This window comes from Streptomyces chlorus (assembly GCF_042655885.1).
Taxonomy (GTDB): Bacteria; Actinomycetota; Actinomycetes; order Streptomycetales; family Streptomycetaceae; genus Streptomyces; species Streptomyces chlorus.
The window spans coordinates 60,889-79,799 of the sequence record NZ_JBHSOA010000044.1 but is presented as its reverse complement, the minus strand read 5'-3'; the positions used below and the strand labels follow the sequence as shown (position 1 = coordinate 79,799).

The window sequence follows — 18,911 nt, the reverse complement described above, 5'->3', positions numbered from 1 at the left end:
CGGCCACGCCGTAATCCTGAGGTTGTGACACCGAGTAAGGCCGACGCGGCCGTCGTTCCCAGTGTGCCCGATCCCAGTGCCCGCGACGCGGCCTTGCGTGAACTCAAGGAGTTCCGCGTCGATGTCCGCTCCTGCCTCACGCGATGGGGCGATGCGCTCTTCGAGATCGCCGATGCAGTGCTGTGCAGCGAGGGACCGGTACGCAACCTGGCCGAACTCAGCCTCGTGCCCGAACACGCCCGTTCCCACGGCTCCATTCAGCGCGCCATGAACAACGGCCGTGTCGACGTCGAGCGCTTGAACTGGTCCTTCGCCCTGCACGACCTGCCGCGTGGCCCCGGCGGCGGGATCGTGCTCGCCGTGGACACCACCCCCTGGCCACGCCCGGACGCCGGCACCAGTGACCAGCGCACTTTCTGTCATACCTACGGCCGCGCCGAGGGCGCCCACGAGACGATCCCCGGCTGGTGCTACTCCGTCGTCGCCGCCCTGACCAGCGGCCCCACCTCCTGGACCGCACCCCTGGATGCCCGCCGCCTACGCCCGGGCGAACACCTCCAAGAGGTCACCGCCCACCAGCTGCGCAGTGTCGTGAGCCGGATCGTCGCCCTCGGACGCTGGACGGTGGGCGACCCACCGATCCGGATCGTGACCGACTGCGGCTACGACGGCCCTTACCTCGCCCACCAGCTCGCCGACCTGCCCGTCGAGGTCTGCGTACGCCTGCGCGGCGACCGCGTCCTCTACCAAGACGCGCCCCCGGGCGGAGGCGTCGGCGCGAAGGGCGGCCGGCCCCGGCGCCACGGCGAGCGCTTCGAGTTCCACCACCCCGACACCTGGCAACCACCCGCCCACGACACCGTCCGCACCCTCGACAAGTACGGGAACGTCCGTGTGCGCTGCTTCGAGCGCCTGCACCCCAAGCTCAACCGGCAGACGATCTGGCAGCACCACCCCGAACCCGAACTGCCCATCGTCCCGGGCACGGTGATCCGCCTGGACGTCGACCGTCTGCCCTCCGGCGGCAGCCCGAAGCCCCTGTGGCTGTGGTGGTCACGCACCGGCGCGGACGCCGACCTCGCCGACAGCGCCTGGTCGTGCTTCCTGCGCAGATTCGATCTTGAGCACACCTTCCGCTACTGGAAGCAACACCTGGGCTGGACGAGCATCTGCCTGCGCTCTCCTGCCGCAGCCGATCGCTGGACCGCTCTCGTCCTGGCCGTCTACACCCAACTACGCCTGGCCCGGCCCCTGGCCGCCGACCTCAAGCGCCCCTGAGAGAAACCCCTGGCTGCCCACCAGCTCACCCCCGGCCGCGTCCGCCGGGGGTTTCGTCAAGTTCGCAGATCACTGCCCGTCCTCACGAACGCGCCGAAACCTTCCCGTCCCGGTCCCGGCCATCCGCCCGGCCGACGCAACATACGGAAGGCGCCAACTTACGAGGTCGGAAACGCCCTGCTCGGCACAGCAGATCAGACAGACAAGCGAGCAACCGAACAAGGACCCCGCTGACCACCCCAGGTTTTACGGCAAGCTCAGAGCCCCGAACAAAAGCGGACAGGTGCACGGCTCGGGCCTCGGCGTTCACCGGTGGGTGGTCGAGCGTGGGCTGTCGTGACTGCACGGTTTCCGGCATCTGAGGATCCGTTGGGAGCGCCGGGACGACATCCATGACGGCTTCCTGCAGTTGGCGGTCTGCCTCATCCTGTACCGGCGCGTCCGAGCACTCTGTTCGGGGCTCTCAGGGCCTCTCGTTCGGGTCATGCCGGGCTCGCGGGCCCCGGCATGACCCGAACGAAAGACCCCAGCCGTGCAACCGGGCCTTGGCGGAGGGGGCCCATCCGGGTGAAGATGCCTGCATGAAGGGTGATCTTTTTTCCAGCCGGCACATGGTGCAGCCCGCCTCGGCTCCGGGCATGACGGTCGAGAACGCCAAATGCATCCGGTACGTGGTCAACGGCGAGATGCACGCCCGGCAGGGCGCGATGATCGCCTACCGTGGCGGCCTCCAGTTCGAGCGCAAGGGCCAGGGCGTGGGCGGCATGCTCAAGCGCGCGGTGACCGGCGAAGGGCTGCCGCTGATGGCGGTGCGGGGGCAGGGCGAGGCCTGGTTCGCGCACGAGGCGCAGAACTGCTTCATCGTCCAGGTCGACTCCGGCGACGAGTTCACCGTCAACGGCCGCAACGTCCTGTGTTTCGACTCCACGTTGTCGTACCGCATCGCGACCGTGAAGGGCGCCGGCATCACCGGTGGCGGCCTGTTCAACAGTGTCTTCACGGGGCACGGCCTCCTGGGCCTGGTGTGCGAGGGCGACCCGCTGGTCCTCCCGGTGTCCCCGCAGTACCCGGTCCACGTCGACACGGACGCGATCGTCGGCTGGACGGCAGGTCTGTCGACCTCCCTGCACCGCTCGCAGTCGCTCGGTTCGATGCTGCGCGGCGGCTCGGGCGAGGCGGTGCAACTGGTGCTGCAGGGCGAGGGGTACGTCATCGTGCGGCCCAGCGAGGCCACGCCGACGAAGGCGCAGCAGCACTGAGGTCCGTCCCCGAACACCCGCTCCGGCTTCGGTGCGGCCGCGCCTTTGGGCACACCGTGTTGACCTCGGTGGTCCGGCCGGGTCAGGGTTCGTCCCGGTGCGGATCATGTCCCCGTGCCAGGGAGGGTGGTTGTGGTGATCGGGATGGCGGAGATCGAGGCCGCGGCCGGGCGGATCGCCGGGCACGTGGTGCGGACGCCGACGGTGCCGAGCCCCGGGCTGTCGGCGCTGCTGGGCGCCCCGGTCACGGCGAAGCTGGAACTGTTGCAGCGCACCGGCTCGTTCAAGGCACGCGGCGCGGTGGCGAAGCTGCTGTCGCTGAACGAGGCGGAACGGGCCGCCGGGGTCGTGGCGGTGAGCGGCGGCAATCACGGGATCGCCGTCGCGGTCATGGCCGCCGCCCTCGACGTCAAGTCCACGGTGGTGATGCCGAGGTCGGCGCCCGCGCGGTCGGTGGAGGTCGCGGAGACCGCCGGCGCGTCGGTGCGGCTGGCCGACGACATGGAGGGCGCGTTCGCGCTGACGACGCGGCTCCAGCAGGAGGGGCTGACCCTCGTCCACCCCTTCGACGACCCGGTGGTGATCGCCGGACAGGGCACGGTGGGACTGGAGTTCGCCGAGGACGCCGGTGACCTGACCGACGTCCTGGTGAGCATCGGGGGCGGCGGGCTGGTCTCCGGTGTGGCGGCGGCGCTGCGGGCCCGGCGGCCCGGAATCCGGATCTGGGGGGTGGAGACGGAGGGCGCCCAGGCGATGTCCGAGGCCCTCTTGGCGGGCGGACCGGTGCCGGTCGGGCTGTCCTCGATCGTCTCCACGCTCAGCGCTCCGGCCGTGTCGCAGTTGACGTACGAGCATGTGTCGGAGCTGGTCACCGAGGTGCTGGTGGTGTCCGACCGGGAGGCCGTGCGGGGCTCGCTCGATCTGGCGGACCATGCCAAGGTGTGGACCGAGCCGGCCGCGGGCTGTCTGCTGCCTGCCGCGCGACAAGTGCTGGAGCGGGTCGGCGAGGGGGCCGGGATCGGGCTGGTGGTGTGCGGAGGCAATGCGGCCACCGGCGACATGATCGCCTGGGCGTCCCGCTTCGGACTGCGTTGATCCTTGCGGCCGGGCCGCCCGTGACGCCCTGTCCGCCGCCCTCCCTCGACGCGGGACCGGGCTCGAAGACCGACCCGGAGTCTGACCGAAGGACAGGAATGCGTCGGAACCGGGATTCGGGCGCCGCCTCTTGAACGAAGGCCGTGCGGTCCCGCGTACCACTGAGAAAGGCGGACAGCAGCGGCTTCGACGAGGGATGGCCATGGGCAGGGCGCACGTCTCCACACACCAGCCGGTCGCCGGGCGGTACCGGCTGGTCGAAATCATCCACCGCGAGACCAACCACGTCTGCTGGTACGCCGACGACCTCGGGACGGGCCGCCCCTGCCTGGTCACACAGGTCGCGCTGCCCGGGGATCCGGGCGAGGCCGCGCGTCACGCCCCCTCCCGCGTCCTGCATGCGACCGGGACGATGGCGCGGTTGTGTCCCGGCCGAATCGCCACGGTCGTCGACTCCGTCGACGAGAACGGCTTCCTGTGGACCGCCGCCGCCTGGGTCGACGGCACCCCTCTCGGTGAACTCCTCGCCGAACAGGGCGCGTTCACCTTCATCCGGGCCGCGCGCATCGGGCTGGAACTGCTCGACGTACTGGACGCCGCACACAGCGCGGGCGTGACGCACGGCGAACTCGGCCCCGGCCAGGTGTTCGTGCGGGAGACCGGTCCGGTCGTGGTCACCGGGTTCGGCCTGGCGGGCACCGGCCCGGCCCTCCGGCTCACGGCGCCGTCGTACGCGGCGCCGGAGCAGGCCCGTGGCGAGGACGCCGGACCCGAGGCGGACCTGTGGGCGCTGGGCGCGCTCCTCCACACGATGGTCGAGGGGCGCCCGCCCTTCCGTGACCGGGGGCGGCCGGAGGCCACGCTGAAGGGAGTGGACCGGCTGCCGTTGCGCGGGCCCCTTCGAGCGGGACCGCTCACCCAGGTCGTCCAGGGGCTGCTGTGCAAGGACGCGGCGGAACGGCTGACCGGGCAGGTGGTCCGCGAGGCACTCGGCCGTGTTCTCACGGAGGAGAACCCCGGCACGGCTCCTGATGCCGTGCCGGACCGCCCTCGGCTGCGCCGCGCGTACCCCACCGTCCTCAGAGAACTCGGCCGCGACGGGAGCAGACGGACGGCGGTCCTCGGCACCACCCTGGCCGTGGTCACCGTCGCGGTCGCCGTGCTCACCGCGGCCCCCCGGGGGCTGCCCGGCACCGACTCCGGGTCCGCCGCCGACACCCCGAGCGCGCCGCCCACCTCCGCCGCCGCTCCGGCCTCCCCGCCGGACGTGCCCCGGGCGCCCGGGGCGTCCGGTGACCCGGACGACCGGGACGAGCCGGCGCCGACACCGGCCCCGACCACCCCGGCTCCTTCGGGGTCGGGGGATCTCCCGCCCGGCTACGGCCTCCTGCGCGCGCCGGAGGGCTTCTCCGTCGCGCTGCCCGAGAACTTCGAGCGCCTCGACACCTCCCGCGTCTCCGACCTGGCCTACCGCGTCACCTTCGGCACGGACGGCGGCACCCGTACCCTCGCGGTCACCTACAGCGAGCGGGTGGGGACCGACCCGGTGGCCGTGTGGCGGGACGAAGTCGAGCCGCCCCTGGAGCGGACGGCCGGCTACGAGCGGATCGGCGCGATCCGCGCGACCACTTACCAGGGGCGTGAGGCCGCCGACATGGAGTGGCTCTCGGCGGATGACGGCACCCGGGTCCACACTTTCGGCCGCGGGTTCCTGCTGGGCGGCGGACGCGGCTTCTCGCTGCGCTGGACGACCCCGGCCGCCGACTGGGCGGACCCCGCGAACCAGGAGGCGCTACGGACGTTCCTGCGGACGTTTTGGCCGTCCTCCGGCTGAGGCTGCGCCGCGCGGTGCGCGCAGCCGGCGCAGGGGCGCCCGGTGCAGCGGGCGGGTGCGCCAGTGGGCCGTGAAGGTCCGGTCCGTGAGGGAGCACGTGACCCGGAGACGGTGCGGGGTCTCCAGGAACACCACGTCCACGGCGAAGGTGCCGTCGTCGGTCCAGCCGCCGCTCACCGCGGTCGGGCAGGGCTGGTCGGAGACCGCCCACCCCTCGCCGCCGAGCGGCAGGTCGAGGCGGTGGCCGTCGTCCACGAGGCTCAGCCTCCAGCGTCCGCCGGCGTCCGCCGTCACCTCGGCGGCGGTGAGCGTCGGCTGGTCCGCGCAGCCCCCGCCGTACGGGGTGAAGCGTACGGCGGACCGGTCCCGCGCCCGCTCCGGCGGTACCGGGCCACCCGCGGCCGGCGGCAGGGCGAGACGGGCGAGACGCTCGCCGAGGACCCGGTCCTCGGCCTCCCGCCCGGTGAGCGGGCCGGGGCGGAAGGCCGGTACGAGATGCCGCCAGACCAGGTCCAGGTACTGCTGCATCTGCTCGGTGGCCGCCGTCGTGGCGACCACGGCGTCGTGCTCGGGCAGGACGAGGCAGAACTGTCCGTACGCCCCGTCGCCCCGGAATCCGTGCTGGGACGTCCAGAACTGGAAGCCGTAGCCCCGGTCCCAGTCCTGCCGGCCGGTCTCCCCCATGGCCCCGGCGGTCGGTATGTGCGGACGCGAGGCCCTGGTGACCCATCCCTCGGGCAGTAGGCGCTTGCCGTCCCACATCCCGTCGTCGAGGTACAGCAGGCCGAGCCGGGCGATCGCGTCGGTGGTGGCGTGCAGCCCGCTGAAGCCGATCTCACGGCCGGTGCGGTCGCACTGCCACAGCGCCTCGCCGATGCCGAGCGGGTCCAGCAGGCGGGGTCGCAGCCAGTCGGTGAGCGACTGTCCCGTCTCCCGCTGCACGATCGCGGCGAGCGTGTACGTGCAGGGCTGGTTGTACGCGAAGACCGTGCCGGGGTCGCGGTCGGGCGGCTGCAGCAGAAACCCGCGTACCGGCTCGGCGGGGTCGGCCGCGTAGGCCGCGTCCACGGTCTCGGTCTCGTGGCCGCTCGCCATCGACGCCACGTGCCGGACCAGCATCGCCCGGCTGCGCGGGTCGGCGATGTCCGCCTCGAACTCGGGGAAGTACGAGAGCACCGGGGCGTCGAAGTCGATCAGCCCCTCGGCCTCGGCGAGGGCGGCGGCGGTGACTGTGAAGCTCTTGCTGAGCGAGTACAGCAGGTGCGGCCGCTCGGGGGTGTACGGAGCCCACCAGCCGGCGGCGGCCTGCCGGCCGTGGCGCAGGATCATCAGGCTGTGCGGCTCGATGTCCGGGGTGTCGTCGAGGGCGTCGAGGAAGGCGTGGACACCGGAGGCGTCGACGCCCAGCGCGGCGGGGGCGTCGGTGGGCAGCGGGTGGGCAGTCATGGGGTGGATCCTGCCCGGCCACCCGGACTCGATGCACCGTCAGGCGGCCGGTGGTCGGGCGAGGGCCGGCGGGCGGAGCGGAGCGGAGCGGAGCGAGGCAGGGCGAGGCAGGGCGGAGCGAAGCGGGGCGAGGTGGGGCGAAGCGAAGCGAGGCGAGGTGGGGCGAAGCGAGGTGGGGCGAAGCGAGGTGGGGCGAAGCGGGGCGAAGCGAGGCGAAGCGAGGTGGGGCGGAGCGGGGCGGAGCGGAGCGGGGCGGAGCGGAGCGGAGCGAGGCGGAGCGGGGCGGGGCGGAGCGGAGCGGGGCGGGGCGGAGCGGGGCGGAGCGGGGCGGAGCGGGGCGGAGCAGGGCGGAGCGGAGCGGAGCAGGGCGGGGCGGAGCGGAGCGGAGCGGAGCGGAGCAGGGCGGAGCGGGGCGGAGCGGAGCGGGGCGGAGCGGGGCGGAGCGGGGCGGGGCGGATCAATCCCCCGGACGGCTGAGCATTTCCCGTGGCCTCGGGTAGGAGAGGGCCCTACGCCGGTACAGCCAGGAGGCCTCTCGTGAACTCGACGGTGCACAAGACCTTGGTGGTGGAGCTCCAGGCGGGCGTCACGGACCGCTTCCCCGTGCTCGCCCACCTGAGCTACGACCCCGCCGACCCGTTCGCGGTCACGCTGGTCTTCAGCCACGACGGCCGGGTCCTGGCGCGCTGGCGACTGGACCGCGAGATGCTCGCCGACGGCCTCACCCGCCCGGTCGGGACCGGTGACGTGCGGCTGCGTCCGGAGTCCGGAGGGATAGGGCGGGAGCTGCGGATGGAGTTCCTCGGTGAGCCCCACGCCGACGGCGGCCGGCACCACGCGGTGGTGTTCGCGTGGGCCGGGACGGTCGGGGACTTCCTGAGCAGCACCTTCCGCTCGGTCCCGGCCGGTGGCGAGGAGACCCGCCTCGACGACTTCCTCACGGAGGTCCTCACGGGCCGCTGAGCCGCGGGTCACCGGCCCTCTCCCGATCCGGTGAACCCGCGGCCGCGTACGTCACGGGGTCGTGTGCCGGGACCGGGTCCACAGCGGGAGCACGAACCAGCACAGCAGGTACCAGGCCACCACTCCGGCGACCAGGTACGGGACGAAGCCGTCGTGGGTGGCGACCCGCAGGATCAGCAGCAGTGAGGCGCAGGTGGTGGCGAGCAGCAGGACGAGGCCGAGCAGGGTCAGCCGGGAAGCCCACCGGACGGCCTGCGGTTTGATCCTCCTCCCGGACACCAGCCGGTGCAGCGAGACGGGGCCGATGAGCGCACCGGTGGCACAGGCCCCGAGGACGACCGTGACGATGTAGATCGTCTGGTCGGCGTCGGACAGTTCCTCGTACTTGGGCGTGAACACGACGGTCAGCAGGAAGCCGAAGAGGATCTGGACGCCCATCTGGGCGACGCGGACCTCCTGGATGACCTCCTGCCACATCCGGTCCGCCCGCTCGTCCGCGGTCTCGTCGCGGCCTCTGCGCCCGCTCTTGTCCTGCTGCGTGTGCGACACGGTGCGCCTCCTGGGGTGAAGAACGGCCTCGACCCGTCTCTCCCTCGGGTGCCCACCGTCCGGGGCTCCTACCGCCTCACGGTCGCGCACGAGCGGGCTCCACCGGGTCCGTCACCGGCAGGCGCCCGCCCGGCCCTTCACCGCCGGGCTGCCGCCCGGTGCGTCACCAGCGGCCCTCCACCTGGTTCTTGATCCGCCGCTCGTACAGGTCGTCGATCGCGGTGAGCGTCTGCTCGGACAGCTCCGGGAGCCGGGCGGCGTGCGCGTTGGCCCGGGCCTGCTCGGGCGAACGGGCGCCGGGGATGACGGTGGTGACACCGGGCTGTCGGACGATCCAGCGCAGGGCCAGTTGGGCCGGGGTGTATCCCTCGGGGGCGAGCGCGGCGAACTCGGCGGCGGCTTCGACGCCGGTCGTGTAGTCGACGCCGGAGAAGGTCTCGCCCTGGTCGAAGGACTCGCCGTGCCGGTTGAAGGTGCGGTGGTCGTTCTCGGGGAAGACGGTGTCCTTGGTGTACCTGCCGGACAGCAGACCGGAGGCGAGCGGGACGCGGGCGATGACGCCGACGCCCGCCGCGCGGGCCGCCGGGAGCACCTCGCGCAGCGGCTTCATGCGGAACGGGTTGAGGATGATCTGCACGCTCGCCACGTTCGGCCGGGCGATCGCGGTCAGTGCCTGGGCGCAGGTCTCCACGCTGACCCCGTACGCGGCGATCCGCTCCTCCGCGACCAGGGTGTCAAGGGCGTCGAAGACCTCGTCGGTGGAGTACACGGGGGTCGGCGGGCAGTGCAACTGCACCAGGTCGACGCGGTCGACGCCGAGGTTGCGGCGCGAGCGGTCGTTCCACGCGCGGAAGTTGTCCAGTACGTAGTTCTCCGGGATCTGTTCGACCCGGCGGCCCATCTTGGTGGCGACCAGTACGTGCAGATCGGGCCGTCCGCTCAGGAACGACGCGATGGTCTGCTCGCTGCGCCCGTCGCCGTACACATCGGCGGTGTCGAAGAAGGTGACCCCGGATTCGGCGGCGGCCTCCAGCACCGTGAGGGCCTGCTTGTCGTCGACATCCCCCCAGTCCGCACCGAGTTGCCAGGTGCCGAGACCGATCACGGAGGCGTGCTGACCCGACCTGTCGAATGTGCGCTCGTCCATGGCGTCAGTCTGTCATCCGTCACGGCCGGGTGCGGGATCGGCGGCCCCGGCCCGCCCGTCCCGGCCGGCCAGGGGGTGAGATGGGTCTGTGCAGGGCGGGCGCGTACCGGTCCACCGGGACGTCGACGGCGGTGGAACGCACATGGGTGCCGCGGACGATGCCGTACAGACGCCGATGCCGAGCAGGGCGCCGACGGCCGGTTCGGCACGCAGGCCCGCCTCGGGGCCGGTGAGGCGTTCGGTGAGCCGCTCGGTCACCTGAGCGCGGAAGTCGGCGCGCATGATGTCGCCCTGTGGGCCGTGCAGGGGCGCGAACACGATCCGCAGCAGTGGGTCGGTGCCGTGCTCGGACCGGCTGACCACCACCTGCCGGACCATGTGCCGTCCGAGGTCCTCCAGCGGCGCGTCCAGCAGGGCGGCGGCGTCCGTCTCGAAGGACATGAGGCGGGCGAGGAGCGCGTCCTTGTTGCCGAAGCACTTCAGGATCAACGGCGGGCTCACCCCGGCGCGTTCGGCGACCGCCTTGAGCGTGATGTCGGCGTGTGCGTGCCGGGCCAGGAGATGGCGGGCCGCCCGGAGGACGGCGGCCCTGCCGGCCTCGTCGTCCCGGCGGACCGGGGCGGCCGGAACGGGTGGCGCGGCCGGAGTGGGCGGCGTGGGTGGGGCGGGTGGGGTGCTCATGGCGTTCATGCTCCTTCCCTCGCCCGGTCCCCGCCCGCTTTGCCGCCGCGGCCGAAGGCCCGCCGGGTCCCGGCCCCGTCCGGGTCACGGGGCATGGCCGGCGCGGTCGCACAGGCCGCGAGCGCGATCGCACAGGCCATCGCGAACACCGGCAGGTAGCCGTGCGGGGTGGGTGCGGGCAGCCCGGCGACCGGGCTGGTGTGGTGCACCAGGACGGCGGCCACGGCGAAGGTATGGTTCCGCGACGCTGCTCGCGGGACCGGGCTCGGCCGTGCTCAGGCGCTCTCGGCCGTGCGGCACTCGGGGTGGCCCCAGCCGCTGTCGTTCTTGGCGATGGGCTCGCCCGCCGCGTAGGGCCGGCCGCAAAGGCAGCGGCCCGGGAACTTCGCCTTGATCGTGCGGTTCGAGGAGCCACCGCGCGGACGGGACGACGTCTTCGCCCCGGTGGACCTGCGCTTGGCGGCACCGGCGGGCGGGGTGTCCGGGGAGGGCGGCGGCTCGGGCGAGCCCGCGTCGCTGCCCGCGTCCTGCTGGACGACGGCCGCCTGGCTGGCGGCGCGGTCGGCGAAGTCGTTGAGGCGGTCTCCGTCGGCCTGGTGGGCGGGGACGTAGCGGAACTCGACCGAGCGGCCCTGCAGGAGGTCGTCGATGCTGACGACGAGTTCCTGGTTGGCGACCGGTTTACCGGCCGCCGTCCGCCAGCCGTTGCGCTTCCAGCCGGGCAGCCAGGTGGTGACCGCCTTCATCGCGTACTGCGAGTCCATCCGGACCTCGAGCGGCACGTCGGGGTCGGTCGCCGCCAGCAGCCGCTCCAGCGCGGTGAGTTCGGCGACGTTGTTGGTGGCTCTGCCGAGCGCGCCCGCCTGCCAGCGGACCGGGGTCTCGGAGGCGTCGGCGATGACCCAGGCCCAGGCGGCGGGTCCGGGGTTGCCCTTGGAAGCCCCGTCGCACGCGGCCACAACACGTTCACGCATGCGCCCGATCATGCCATGGCCTGGCGGGGTGCCAGGCCGCGCGGTGCGCCTGCCCGGGAGAGCCCGTCGGGCCGCTCCCCGGGGCGATCCCGATGGCCGACGCGATCCGGGCGATCAGGTCAGTCGTTCGGCACGTCGGTGGTGCCGGGCGTCTCGCCCTCCATGGTCGTGACGTCGATCACCGAGAAGTTCGCGCCCTGCGGGTCGCTCAGTGCGGCGAACCGCCCGAAGGGAGTGGTGATCGGCCCGAAGTGCAGGGTGCCGCCCCGCTCGGTGGCCCTGGTCACCGCCTCGTCGCAGTTCTCGACGGCGAAGTAGACGTTCATGTACGACGGCACCTCGGGCGGGAAGTCCTCCGTCATCGCCATCCGGCCGAGCACGGTCTCCTGGCCGAGTTCGTAGAGCCGGAAGTCGACCGAGTCGTCCTCGAGCTGCCTCGACCTGTAGGAGAAGACGGCGGGGAAGAACGCGTCGGTCTTCTCCGGGTCCCGGGTGCAGACCTCCGCCCAGCAGTACGCGCCGGATACACCGGTCGCCTCGAAGCCCTCGTGGGTGCCGGCCTGCCAGAGGCCGAAGACGGTGCCACCAGGCTCGCGGGCCAGGCACATCGTGCCGAAGTCGCCGACCCTCATCGGCTCCATCAGCATCTCGCCGCCGTTGTCCCGGATACGGACGGCGGTGGCAGCGGCGTCCCGGACCGCGAGATAGAGGCACCACTGCGACGGGCCCTCCTGGCCGGGCATGGGCGGGACGACGGCCGCCACCGCCTTGCCGTCGGCGTAGGCCTGGGTGTAGTTGCCGAACTCCGACGACGACCCGCCGAAGGTCCAGCCGAGGACGTCTCCGTAGAAACTCTTGGCCCCCTCGACGTCGTTGAACATCACGTCGGCCCAGCAGGGGGTTCCCTCGGGTTGTACGGCCATGATGGCGTGCCCTCTCCGGACGGGTGGTCGCTCCTTCCTTCACGCTAATCACCCGTACCCGGACCCGCGCGCCGAACCGCCCGAGCGGCCGCCGAGCCGCGGTGAACGGCCTGTCCTGAAGCGTGTCTTCCCCTCCGGGCCGGGCTGTGCTTGCCTGGGGTGCCGTTTGGGCCGGGCGGGGTGGGAGTCAGGTATGCGCAAGCCGTGGATCGTGGGAGTGGCGCTGGCCGCCGTGCTGCTCGGTGCGTGCGGGGACCCGTCGTCCGATCCGTCCGCCGAGCCGCCGGCCGCCGCCCCCGAGGCGTCGGCCACCACGCACCAGCGTCCCGCGGCCTCCCCGGGCACGGGTTCCTCCGGGAAGGCTTCCTCCGAGGCCCCCTCTCCCGGTGTCACGTCGTCGTCCGGCGCCGGATCCGGGAAGCCGCCCACCGTGCTGTACCTCGGCGACTCGCTCGCGATGGAGAACCAGGAGGTCCTCGGGCGGGAGCTGCGCGGGGATCTGCGCGCGCGGTACACCAGCGCGCCCTACTCGGGCACCACCCTGTGCGACTACCTGGAGGGTTCGGCCGAGCGGTCCCTGGTCCCGGCGGCGGACAAGGCGGCGGCACTGGTGCGCTCGGTGCGGCCGGACTACGTGGTGCTGCAGTTCTGGGGCAACGCCTGGGACTACACCCCCTGTATGGACGGGATCACCTACGACGCCGCCCGCGAGCGGTACCTCGAGCGGTACGCGACCGACGCGCGTCGCCTCACCGAGCAGATCACCGCGGCCGGCGCGGCCCGACCGCCGCGCATCGTCTGGGTGTTGCAGGGCCCCGACCCGATCACCCCCGACCGGGTCCGGCGGGTGAACGCGCTCTACGAGGAGCGGGCCGCCGCGTCGGGCGGCCTCCTGGCCGACGTGGGCAAGGCGGTGAGTCCGGCGGGGGCGCGCTACACCTGGGCGCAGTATTTGCCCTGCAACGCCTACGAGCGGGCCCATCCCGAGTACTGCACCCAGCGGGGCCGTGACCGGACGGCCCTGCACCGGGACGACGACTACCTGCATTTCTGTCGGGCACCCACGACGTCGACGCCGAAGCCCTGCCCGGTCCGCTCGCCCGGCATTCTGCGCATGGCGCAGGAGATCACCCGGGTGGTCGGGGAGCACGCCCGCTCACGCTGACGGGACGAGGCGTCGCGGCACAGGCAGGACGCGACGAGGGCTCGGGCAGTGGGGCGGGGCCGTCCCGCTGCCCGCCCCACTGCGCACGGTGGGTCACTCGCCCGCGTAGGCCTTCTCCAGGGCGGCGATGTCGAGCTTGCCCATCGACATCATGGCCTTCATGGCGCGGGCCGCTTTCTGGGGGTCCGAGTCGGCGATCATCTCGGTCAGCCGGGCGGGAACGACCTGCCAGGACACGCCGAACCGGTCCTTGAGCCAGCCGCAGGGCCCGTGCTCGCCGCCTCCCTCGACGAGCTTGTCCCAGGAGAAATCGACCTCACCCTGGTCGGCGCAGTCGATCTGCAGGGAGATCGCCTCGGTGAACTTGAACTCGGGTCCGCCGTTCAGCGCGACGAACCTCTGACCGTTGGCCGTGAAGTCCACGGTGAGGACGGAACCCTCGGGTCCGGGCCCGGCCTCGGTGTACCGGAGGGTGCGGCCGACGCCGGCGTTCTTGAACACGGACACGTAGAAGTTCGCGGCCTCCTCGGCCTGGCCGTCGAACCAGAGACACGTGGTGAATCCGTCGGTGGCCATGAATACCTCCTGGGGCGTGGAACGCGGTCATAGGGGTCGACCGGTCCGGGCCCCGGAACTCATCGGTCGGCGGCGGAGCAACCACGGGGCCACGGGGCCGGGAAGAGCCTCTGCCCGTGGCGAATCTGCCGCGGGCAGAGAAATCCCCGCGGGTCCCCGCGGCCGGTCAAGAGTGGAGGCGCGCGGTCGCACAGGCCGCGTACCGACGAACGACACAGGCACACAGGCACACACGCACAACCGGACAGCCACACACCGACACCCCCGGGAGCACCGATGTCTCCACTCAGTACCGGACTCAGTACCGGATCCACCACCGGACGCGCATCCGGCCTCGCGGCCGGGCTCAGCGCCGGCCTGCCGCCGGTCCCGCTGCCCCGGGCCGAGGAGGGCGACACCCCTCCCACCCGGTTCGACGACCATCTGGCCGCCCAGCTCCTCGCCCAGCGGATCGTCCTGCTCGGGACGCAGGTCGACGAGGTCTCCGCCAACCGGGTGTGCGCGCAGTTGCTGATCCTTTCCGCGGAGGACCCGCGCACCGACATCAGCCTGTACGTCAACAGCCCCGGCGGGTCCGTGCACGCGGGCCTGGCGATCTACGACACGATGCGGCTGATCCCCAACGACGTGTCGACGCTCGCCATGGGATTCGCGGCCAGCATGGGTCAGTTCCTGCTGAGCGTCGGCGCACCGGGCAAGCGGTACGCCCTGCCCAACGCGCGGATCATGATGCACCAGCCGTCCGCCGGGATCGGCGGCACCACCGCCGACATCGAGATCCAGGCGGCGAACCTGGAGTTCACCAAGCGGACCATCGAGCGGATCACCGCCGAGCACACCGGCCAGTCGGCGGAGACGATCTCCCGGGACGGCGACCGCGACCGCTGGTTCACGGCCGAGGAGGCCAGGGAGTACGGGATGGTGGATCGGGTGGTGGAGTCGCTCGACGACGTCCGTCCGGCCGCGACGCGACGCAGGATGGGGCTGTGACGATGGGGACGTACACGATTCCGAACGTCGTCGAGCGCACCCCGCAGGGCGAGCGGTCCTACGACGTGTTCAGCCGGCTGCTGTCCGAGCGGATCATCTTCCTGGGCACCGAGATCGACGACGGGGTGGCCAACGTCGTCATCGCGCAGCTCCTCCATCTGGAGTCGTCGGCGCCGGAGAGCGAGATCGCGGTCTACATCAACTCCCCGGGCGGCTCGTTCACTTCGCTCATGGCGATCTACGACACCATGGCGTTCGTACAGGCGCCGATCTCGACGTACTGCGTCGGTCAGGCGGCGTCCACGGCGGCGGTGCTGCTGGCCGGCGGGGGCCCGGGGCGCCGGTTCGTGCTGGAGCACGCGCGTGTGCTCCTCGGGCAGCCGGCCACGGGCGGGCAGCGGGGCACGGTCTCCGATCTGTCGCTGCAGGCCAAGGAGATGCTGCGGATCCGTGCCCAGGTGGAGGAGGTCCTGTCCCGGCACACGCACCACGACGTGGCGACACTGCGGGCGGACATGGACCGCGACAAGGTGTTCACCGCGCAGGAGGCTGTGGCGTACGGCCTGGCCGACGAGGTGCTGAGCCGGCGCCTCGTGGGTGTGTGAGGCGCCGGCTGCGGCACGGTCGCGTCAGGCGGCCAGGCACAGTCCGTCGTACGAGGCGCGGGCCGTGCTCCGGCTCGCGGGGGCCCGCCTGCTGGTGATGCGGACGAGTTCTCCCTGGGCCCGCGACAGCAGGTCGCCCAGGCCCAGGCCGAGGGCCTGGGCGGCGGCCGCGAGGACCTCCGAGGATGCCTCCTTGCGGCCCCGCTCCACCTCCGACAGATACGGCATGGAGATCCGGGCCGTGTCGGCGACGTCCTTCAGCGTCCGCTCCTGGGCGAGCCGCTCCCGGCGCAGCACGTCACCGACCAGGTCGCGCCACAGCGGCTCCTTGGGAGTGGGGGCGGCGGGAACGGGGGCTGGAGCCGGGGCCGGTGGGGCGGCGGCGTGGCGCGCGGGCGCGGGCCGCAGGGGGATGACACGGGCGTCGAGGGGCGCTTGTTTTCTCACCCCTCCAGCGTAGGAATCCTCGCCCCGAGGGGAAGGGAGTGGTATTCCGCCCTGAGTGAAGGAGGCAGCACCGCGCGTCACCGCGGAGGTTCTCGAAAGTCGGGGGGAGTGTTCGGAACGGAGCTGGGTAGTCGCAACCCCGAAGGACCAAGGCACATGTCCATCGGACTTTCGTGGGGAGAGGTAATGGAGACCGCCGTGATCCGTTCGCAGGCGCAGGTCGTCGCAAGAAACGCCGAGGCCGGGACGGGTGACGGAAGCCTGCCTGGGGTCGTCGACCCTCGGACCGTCGCTCCGCGCGATGCCAAGGAGCTGTCCCGTCAGTTCTTCCGTCGCCTGGCGGAATTGGAAGAGGGCACGCACGAGTACCAGTACGCGCGCAATACCCTGATCGAGATGAACATGTCGCTGGTGCGGTTCGCGGCCGGACGGTTCCGCGGCCGTGGCGACGACATGGAGGACATCGTCCAGACCGGCATGATCGGTCTGATCAAGGCGATCGACCGGTTCGAGCTGTCGCGCGAGGTCGAGTTCACCTCCTTCGCGCTGCCGTACATCGTCGGCGAGATCAAGCGTTTCTTCCGTGACACCACCTGGGCGGTCCATGTGCCGCGCCGGCTCCAGGAGTTGCGGGTGGAACTGGCCAAGGCCCGCGAGGAGCTCGCCAGCAGGCTGGACCGCGAGCCCACGGTCGCCGAGCTCGCCACGCTGATGAACATCACCGAGGAGCAGGTCAACGAGGGCCGGCTGGCCGCGAACGGCTACAACTCGTCGTCGCTGGACGCCGCCCTCACCGGTGACGGCCCCGAGAACGGCGAGTCCGTCCTGGCCGACTTCATCGGCGTGGAGGAGGAGGGGCTGCGGCTCGTCGAGGACTTCCACGCGCTCGCCCCGCTCATGGCCGAGCTCAGCGACCGCGACCGCGAGATCATCCGGATGCGGTTCGTGGAGGAGGCCACCCAGGCGGAGATCGGCGAACGGCTCGGGTGCTCACAGATGCATGTCTCCCGCCTGATCAAGCGGATCATCGGCCGTCTGCGCGAGGGCATGCTGGGCGAGCTCGGCTGCGCCTGACGGCACAGGACACGGAATGCGGCTGCCGTCCCACCCCCGGGGGTGGGACGGCAGCCGCATTCCGTCACGTCGGGGTGCCGGGTTCGGCGCGTGCAGACCGTCCGGGGACGCGCGCCGGCCGCTGGTACCGTTCAGCCGGCGCCGAAGCTCAGCACCGCGCGGACACACTTTCCGACCGGTACCCGCTCCACGAGGATGTCGCGCGCCAGAGCCTGCACGATCTCCAGGCCGTGGCAGCCGATGCGCTCGGGATCGCGGGAATAGATGCGGGGCAGCGTGCCGCTGCTGTCGTAGACGGCGACCGTGATCACTTCGTCCGTGCCCTCCAGCTCCAGGATGTACGGGCCGTTGCTGTGCCGATCGGCGTTGGTGACCAGTTCGCTCACGACCAGGAGTGCCGCGCCGTCGGTCCGCTCGCCGATCGTGGCGCACCACTCGGTCCTGAGCTGCTCCAGGAACAGCGACGCGAAGGCGCGCGCCTCGGCGATGCATCCCGGCTCGCCGGTGAAGTGTGTTGCCCGCCGTAGCGGTTCCACGGGTACGTCGAAACCAATCGGTATCACTGCCCCGTCCAGGTGATCGATCATGCGCTTCTCTCTGCGAAGCCGGGCCGGCCGGACGAGCCGGACGATCTGCACTGGTGCACGTACCCCGAGTCCGGCTGCTCAGTCCCCTGATCCGTGTTCGCCGCGCCACAGAGCGGGAACCCGGTCCCAACGGGGGCGTGGACGGGTTCCGAGGCATGCGGGAAGGACGACGGCAAAGGGGCGGCAACGGGAAGGCGGCCGATGAGCGAGCTTCTGGCGGTGCGGAGCCTGTCGACGCTGCCCGTGGTGACGCTGGGCGGCGATGCCGTCGCCCACGTCAAGGACACCGTCCTCGACGCCGAGGCCGGGTGTATCACGGGCTTCACCCTCACCGGCCGGACCCTGCTGTCGGGTCCGCTCCCCCGCGACCTGCCCTGGCCTGTGGTGCACGCCCTCGGCCATCACGCGGTGATGGTCCGCGACGAGAAGGCGTTGTGCGATCTGCCCCTGTCGGTGGCCCGCCGCGACGCCCTGCGCGGGCGGCTGCTCCGCGTGCAGGTCCTCACCGACGAGGGCGACCGGCTCGGCACGGTGCTCGACGTCCTGGTCGAGGGCGGCACCAGCGGCCGGATCGTCGCCTTCCGGCTCGCCGCGCACCGGGAGCTGGTGCCGGGTTCGAGGCACTGGCGGCACCGGGTGTACGTGCCGCGCGGCGGGGCGGTGTCGGTCTCCGGCCGGTCGCTGGTCATCCCCGCGCACGCCACCACCTACGTCACCGACGATCTGCCGGACTTCGTGGCACGGGTCGGCGCGTTCCACGCCCGGCGGACGGGCGTACTGCCGTGATGCTGTTCTCCCGGGTGCGAGGGCTTCCGGTGCTGACCCCGGGCGAGGGGATCCGTCTGGGCGTCGTACGGGCGCTGACGGTCGACGCGGCGTCCGGCACCGTCACGCACGTACGGGTACGGCGCGGACGGCTGCGCAGGGACGCCGTCCTGGCCTGGGACGCCCTGGACGCCGCCGGCCCGGACATGCTGATCGCGGCCCCGTCCTCCGCCCTGGCCGTGGCCCCGTCGCATCACGATCTGCTCGGCCGCAGGGTGCTCACCGAGGACGGCGAGGAGCGCGGCACCGTGCTCGACGCGGCGTTCGATCCGCTCACCGCCCGTATCGAGGCGATCCTGACGACGATCGGCGAGCTGCCGGCCGAGCGTCTCCTGGGGCTGGGCGACCACGCTCTGGTGGTACGGGGGCGCGGGGCAGTGCGCGACCCTGGTCGGTCCGGTTGACCATTCCCCTGAATCCCTGGGCGGCACCGCTGAATCCCTGGGTGGCACCACTCGTGGCATCGCCCGTGACGCCGCCCGTACCGTTGTCG

At 72.2% G+C, this 18,911-nt stretch carries 19 protein-coding genes and 3 pseudogenes; 12 read left to right on the top strand and 10 right to left on the bottom strand.

The window, feature by feature from the left end; translation table 11 throughout:
* The first annotated feature begins 63 nt into the window (after nt 1–63).
* The 5 genes and pseudogenes from ACFPZI_RS21355 (at nt 64) to ACFPZI_RS21335 (ending at nt 5,466) form a co-directional block, all read left to right on the top strand.
* Nucleotides 64–1,512, top strand: a pseudogene (locus tag ACFPZI_RS21355) (NF041680 family putative transposase).
* A 52-nt stretch (nt 1,513–1,564) separates the two neighbouring features.
* Nucleotides 1,565–1,789 (top strand): annotated as a pseudogene (locus ACFPZI_RS21350) (hypothetical protein); the annotation flags it as partial.
* A 70-nt stretch (nt 1,790–1,859) separates the two neighbouring features.
* Nucleotides 1,860–2,537, top strand: coding sequence for an AIM24 family protein (locus ACFPZI_RS21345; protein ID WP_381365246.1), 678 nt, complete (start codon nt 1,860–1,862; stop codon nt 2,535–2,537).
* A 135-nt stretch (nt 2,538–2,672) separates the two neighbouring features.
* Entirely contained in the window at nt 2,673–3,632 is a 960-nt protein-coding gene (locus ACFPZI_RS21340) for a threonine/serine dehydratase (protein ID WP_381365341.1), read from the top strand.
* A 202-nt stretch (nt 3,633–3,834) separates the two neighbouring features.
* Nucleotides 3,835–5,466: a serine/threonine protein kinase gene (locus ACFPZI_RS21335; protein ID WP_381365243.1), complete on the top strand. Its 1,632-nt coding sequence runs from the start codon at nt 3,835–3,837 to the stop codon at nt 5,464–5,466.
* Here the strand turns inward: ACFPZI_RS21335 and ACFPZI_RS21330 are convergent.
* The gene (locus tag ACFPZI_RS21330) at nt 5,425–6,912 is read right to left on the bottom strand and encodes a serine hydrolase domain-containing protein (RefSeq protein WP_381365240.1); all 1,488 of its coding nucleotides are present in this window, start codon (nt 6,910–6,912) and stop codon (nt 5,425–5,427) included. The genes ACFPZI_RS21335 and ACFPZI_RS21330 overlap by 42 nt on opposite strands.
* 537 nt (nt 6,913–7,449) lie before the next feature.
* On the opposite strand from ACFPZI_RS21330, the gene ACFPZI_RS21325 reads away from it, so the two are divergent.
* A complete protein-coding gene (locus ACFPZI_RS21325) occupies nt 7,450–7,875 on the top strand; it encodes an SsgA family sporulation/cell division regulator (protein WP_381365237.1) in 426 nt (141 codons plus the stop codon).
* Nucleotides 7,876–7,926: 51 nt separating this feature from the next.
* On the opposite strand, the gene ACFPZI_RS21320 is transcribed toward ACFPZI_RS21325, so the two are convergent.
* The 6 genes and pseudogenes from ACFPZI_RS21320 to ACFPZI_RS21295 all read right to left on the bottom strand — a co-directional run bounded on the left by ACFPZI_RS21320 (nt 7,927) and on the right by ACFPZI_RS21295 (nt 12,149).
* Entirely contained in the window at nt 7,927–8,424 is a 498-nt protein-coding gene (locus ACFPZI_RS21320) for a DUF6328 family protein (RefSeq protein WP_381365234.1), read from the bottom strand.
* 163 nt (nt 8,425–8,587) lie between these two features.
* Entirely contained in the window at nt 8,588–9,571 is a 984-nt protein-coding gene (locus ACFPZI_RS21315) for an aldo/keto reductase (protein WP_381365232.1), read from the bottom strand.
* A 19-nt stretch (nt 9,572–9,590) separates the two neighbouring features.
* Nucleotides 9,591–10,261, bottom strand: a pseudogene (locus tag ACFPZI_RS21310) (TetR/AcrR family transcriptional regulator).
* The gene (locus ACFPZI_RS21305; RefSeq protein WP_381365229.1) at nt 10,258–10,476 is read right to left on the bottom strand and encodes a hypothetical protein; all 219 of its coding nucleotides are present in this window, start codon (nt 10,474–10,476) and stop codon (nt 10,258–10,260) included. Before ACFPZI_RS21305 ends, ACFPZI_RS21310 begins: the two are co-directional and overlap by 4 nt.
* Before the next feature lie 51 nt (nt 10,477–10,527).
* Nucleotides 10,528–11,238, bottom strand: coding sequence for a ribonuclease H family protein (locus ACFPZI_RS21300; protein ID WP_381365226.1), 711 nt, complete (start codon nt 11,236–11,238; stop codon nt 10,528–10,530).
* Nucleotides 11,239–11,345: 107 nt separating this feature from the next.
* A complete protein-coding gene (locus tag ACFPZI_RS21295) occupies nt 11,346–12,149 on the bottom strand; it encodes a VOC family protein (protein ID WP_381365224.1) in 804 nt (267 codons plus the stop codon).
* Between the two features lie 193 nt (nt 12,150–12,342).
* Here ACFPZI_RS21295 and ACFPZI_RS21290 point away from each other — a divergent pair, with 193 nt between their 5' ends.
* A complete protein-coding gene (locus ACFPZI_RS21290) occupies nt 12,343–13,314 on the top strand; it encodes an SGNH/GDSL hydrolase family protein (protein WP_381365221.1) in 972 nt (323 codons plus the stop codon).
* 93 nt (nt 13,315–13,407) lie between these two features.
* Here ACFPZI_RS21290 and ACFPZI_RS21285 read toward each other — a convergent pair whose 3' ends face one another.
* Nucleotides 13,408–13,890, bottom strand: coding sequence for a VOC family protein (locus ACFPZI_RS21285; protein ID WP_381365218.1), 483 nt, complete (start codon nt 13,888–13,890; stop codon nt 13,408–13,410).
* Nucleotides 13,891–14,166: 276 nt separating this feature from the next.
* Between ACFPZI_RS21285 and ACFPZI_RS21280 the strand changes: the two genes are divergently transcribed.
* Both ACFPZI_RS21280 and ACFPZI_RS21275 read left to right on the top strand, forming a co-directional pair.
* Nucleotides 14,167–14,880, top strand: coding sequence for an ATP-dependent Clp protease proteolytic subunit (locus ACFPZI_RS21280; RefSeq protein ID WP_381365215.1), 714 nt, complete (start codon nt 14,167–14,169; stop codon nt 14,878–14,880).
* A 2-nt stretch (nt 14,881–14,882) separates the two neighbouring features.
* Nucleotides 14,883–15,485, top strand: a complete 603-nt coding sequence (locus ACFPZI_RS21275; RefSeq protein WP_381365338.1) for a ClpP family protease — start codon at nt 14,883–14,885, stop codon at nt 15,483–15,485.
* 24 nt (nt 15,486–15,509) lie between these two features.
* Here ACFPZI_RS21275 and ACFPZI_RS21270 read toward each other — a convergent pair whose 3' ends face one another.
* Nucleotides 15,510–15,932, bottom strand: a complete 423-nt coding sequence (locus ACFPZI_RS21270; RefSeq protein ID WP_381365212.1) for a helix-turn-helix domain-containing protein — start codon at nt 15,930–15,932, stop codon at nt 15,510–15,512.
* 186 nt (nt 15,933–16,118) lie between these two features.
* On the opposite strand from ACFPZI_RS21270, the gene ACFPZI_RS21265 reads away from it, so the two are divergent.
* The gene (locus ACFPZI_RS21265) at nt 16,119–17,006 is read left to right on the top strand and encodes an RNA polymerase sigma factor SigF (RefSeq protein WP_381365336.1); all 888 of its coding nucleotides are present in this window, start codon (nt 16,119–16,121) and stop codon (nt 17,004–17,006) included.
* 131 nt (nt 17,007–17,137) lie between these two features.
* On the opposite strand, the gene ACFPZI_RS21260 is transcribed toward ACFPZI_RS21265, so the two are convergent.
* Complete coding sequence (locus ACFPZI_RS21260) at nt 17,138–17,593, bottom strand: ATP-binding protein (RefSeq protein WP_381365209.1); 456 nt, start codon at nt 17,591–17,593, stop codon at nt 17,138–17,140.
* 201 nt (nt 17,594–17,794) lie between these two features.
* Here ACFPZI_RS21260 and ACFPZI_RS21255 point away from each other — a divergent pair, with 201 nt between their 5' ends.
* Together ACFPZI_RS21255 and ACFPZI_RS21250 are read left to right on the top strand one after the other, a co-directional pair.
* Nucleotides 17,795–18,379, top strand: coding sequence for a PRC-barrel domain-containing protein (locus tag ACFPZI_RS21255; RefSeq protein ID WP_381365207.1), 585 nt, complete (start codon nt 17,795–17,797; stop codon nt 18,377–18,379).
* Nucleotides 18,376–18,822 (top strand): PRC-barrel domain-containing protein, encoded by a 447-nt coding sequence (locus ACFPZI_RS21250; protein ID WP_381365204.1) that lies wholly within the window; start codon nt 18,376–18,378, stop codon nt 18,820–18,822. Before ACFPZI_RS21255 ends, ACFPZI_RS21250 begins: the two co-directional genes overlap by 4 nt.
* Nucleotides 18,823–18,911: the final 89 nt, after the last annotated feature.

Coding starts and splice junctions, on each gene's coding strand:
- ACFPZI_RS21315 (WP_381365232.1), bottom strand. CDS start 9,571: ATGGACGAGCGCACATTCGACAGGTCGGGTCAGCACGCCTCCGTGATC.
- ACFPZI_RS21255 (WP_381365207.1), top strand. CDS start 17,795: ATGAGCGAGCTTCTGGCGGTGCGGAGCCTGTCGACGCTGCCCGTGGTG.
- ACFPZI_RS21345 (WP_381365246.1), top strand. CDS start 1,860: ATGAAGGGTGATCTTTTTTCCAGCCGGCACATGGTGCAGCCCGCCTCG.
- ACFPZI_RS21285 (WP_381365218.1), bottom strand. CDS start 13,890: ATGGCCACCGACGGATTCACCACGTGTCTCTGGTTCGACGGCCAGGCC.
- ACFPZI_RS21280 (WP_381365215.1), top strand. CDS start 14,167: ATGTCTCCACTCAGTACCGGACTCAGTACCGGATCCACCACCGGACGC.
- ACFPZI_RS21260 (WP_381365209.1), bottom strand. CDS start 17,593: ATGATCGATCACCTGGACGGGGCAGTGATACCGATTGGTTTCGACGTA.
- ACFPZI_RS21295 (WP_381365224.1), bottom strand. CDS start 12,149: ATGGCCGTACAACCCGAGGGAACCCCCTGCTGGGCCGACGTGATGTTC.
- ACFPZI_RS21265 (WP_381365336.1), top strand. CDS start 16,119: ATGGAGACCGCCGTGATCCGTTCGCAGGCGCAGGTCGTCGCAAGAAAC.
- ACFPZI_RS21300 (WP_381365226.1), bottom strand. CDS start 11,238: ATGATCGGGCGCATGCGTGAACGTGTTGTGGCCGCGTGCGACGGGGCT.
- ACFPZI_RS21275 (WP_381365338.1), top strand. CDS start 14,883: ATGGGGACGTACACGATTCCGAACGTCGTCGAGCGCACCCCGCAGGGC.
- ACFPZI_RS21290 (WP_381365221.1), top strand. CDS start 12,343: ATGCGCAAGCCGTGGATCGTGGGAGTGGCGCTGGCCGCCGTGCTGCTC.
- ACFPZI_RS21335 (WP_381365243.1), top strand. CDS start 3,835: ATGGGCAGGGCGCACGTCTCCACACACCAGCCGGTCGCCGGGCGGTAC.
- ACFPZI_RS21330 (WP_381365240.1), bottom strand. CDS start 6,912: ATGACTGCCCACCCGCTGCCCACCGACGCCCCCGCCGCGCTGGGCGTC.